1 pseudogene is annotated in these 2,411 nt (G+C 67.0%); it reads left to right on the top strand.

The features are described from left to right. Window positions 1-2,411 (top strand): annotated as a pseudogene (locus ACQ393_RS17555) (hypothetical protein); the annotation flags it as partial.

The following is a 2,411-nucleotide window of genomic DNA, read 5'->3' as shown; positions in this document are numbered from 1 at the left end:
ACCGGCACCCTGCCGCCGGGCACGTACACGGTGACCTACACCGTGGTCGTGAACCCGGACGGTGAACGCGGCGACGAGGTGCTCGGCAACGTACTGTTCGAGACCGGCACCACCCCGCCCGAGGAATGCGTCGAGAGCGACCCGCTGTGCACCACCAACCCGGTCGGCTCGATCACCCCGGAGAAGTCGGTCGATCCGGTCGATGGGTCCACGGTGGTCGCCGGTGACGAGGTGACGTACACGCTCACGTTCACTTCGAACGGTCCCGGTGACGCGGTCCTGGACTACACCGATGATGCGTCGGGCATCTTCGATGACGCGACGTTGACGGCTGGTCCGACGGTGTCGGATCCGGCGATCACGGTGACTGACAACGGGGACGGCACGATCGGGTACACCGGTACCCTGCCGCCGGGCACGTACACGGTGACGTACACGGTGGTCGTGAACGCGGACGGTGAGCGTGGGGACGACGTGCTCGGCAACGTGCTGTTCGAGACCGGCACCACCCCGCCCGAGGAATGCGTCGAGGGTGACCCGCTGTGCACGGTGAACCTGATCGGCGAGCTGACATCGTGGAAGACGGTCGACCCGGCCGCGCCGACGGCGGTCGAGGCCGGGGACACCCTGACCTACACGCTGCACTTCGCCGGCACCGGCACCGGGCCAGTCTCGGTCGATGAGATCGACGACCTGAGTGGCGTGCTCGACGACGCGGACCTGACGACCCCGCCCGCTCCGGGTGTCGGCGACCTGACCGTCGGCGAGGTGGACGCCGAAGGTCGCTTCACGATCACCGGTGAAGTGCCGGCGGGCGAGGAGTACACCGTCACCTACACGGTCACCGTCAAGCCCGACGGCGAACGCGGCGATGACCTGCTCGGCAACTTCCTGCTCGAGCCCGGTGAGGAGCTCCCCGAGACGTGCGACCCTGTCGATCCCCTGTTCCCCGACTGCACACTGAACCCCGTCTCGAGCCTCGAAATCGACAAGTCCGTCGATCCGGAGGCCGGTACGGTCGTCGCACCGGGCGACGAACTCACGTACAGCCTCACCTTTACGAACGGCGGAACCACTCCGCAGGACGTGGACTACACCGACGATCTTTCCGACGTACTGGACGACGCCGAACTCACGTCGCCGCCGGTGTCGAGCGACCCCGGTGCACTCATCGTCACGCTCGCCGGCGACGGCCAGTCCTTCACCGTGACGGGGACGCTCGCGCCGGGAACGACGGTGACGGTCGAGTACACGGTGACCGTCAAACCCGACGGAGAGCGCGGCGACAGCGACCTCGGCAACATCCTCTACCCCTCGATCGTGCCCCAGCCGCCCTTCATCCTGTGCGACCTGGTCGATGCGATCCTCTGCACGAACAACCCGGTGCCTGAACTCGTGGCCTCGAAGTCGGTCGATCCGGCTGACGGCTCGAGTGTGCTCGCCGGCGATGAGGTGACGTACACGTTGTCGTTCGAGTCGACGGGGTCTGCGGATGCCACGATCGACTACACGGACGACCTGTCGGGTGTGCTCGATGACGCGACGATCACGTCGGATCCGCAGTTCGCGGTGACCCCGGACGACGGGAGCGTCACCGCGGAAGTGGTCGGCGACCAGTTGGTGGTGACGGGTAACGCACCGCCGGGCACGACGGTGACGGTCTCGTACACGGTCACGGTGAACGCGGATGGTGAGCGTGGGGATGAGGTGCTCGGCAACGTGCTGTTCGGGACGGGCACGACTCCGCCTGAGGAGTGTGTCGAGGGTGACCCGCTGTGCACGTCGAACCCGGTCGGCTCGATCACTCCGGAGAAGTCGGTCGATCCGGTCGATGGGTCCACGGTGGTCGCTGGTGACGAGGTGACGTACACGCTCACGTTCACTTCGAACGGTCCCGGTGACGCGGTCCTGGACTACACCGATGACGCGTCGGGCATCTTCGATGACGCGACGTTGACGTCCGGTCCGACGGTGTCGGACCCGGCGATCACGGTCACCGACAACGGGGACGGCACGATCGGGTACACCGGCACCCTGCCGCCGGGCACGTACACGGTGACCTACACCGTGGTCGTGAACCCGGACGGTGAACGCGGCGACGACGTGCTCGGCAACGTACTGTTCGGGACGGGCACGACTCCGCCTGAGGAGTGTGTCGAGGGTGACCCGCTGTGCACCACCAACCCGGTCGGTGCGGTGGAGGTGACCAAGGACGTCGATCCGGTCGACGGGTCGAGCGTCGAGGCCGGTGACGAGATCACGTACACGTTGACGTTCGAGTCCACGGGCACCGGGGACGCGGTCGTGGAGTACACCGATGACTGGTCCGGTGTCCTGGATGATGCGTCGTTGGTGTCGGGTCCGACCGCGGATGCGCCGCTGGTGGTCACGGTCGCCGGTGACGGCAGCTC

Source organism: Agromyces sp. GXS1127, assembly GCF_050565425.1.
In the GTDB taxonomy this organism is placed as follows: Bacteria; Actinomycetota; Actinomycetes; order Actinomycetales; family Microbacteriaceae; genus Agromyces.
Note: the sequence above shows the minus strand (reverse complement) of the source record. Positions and strands in the feature narration are given on the sequence as shown.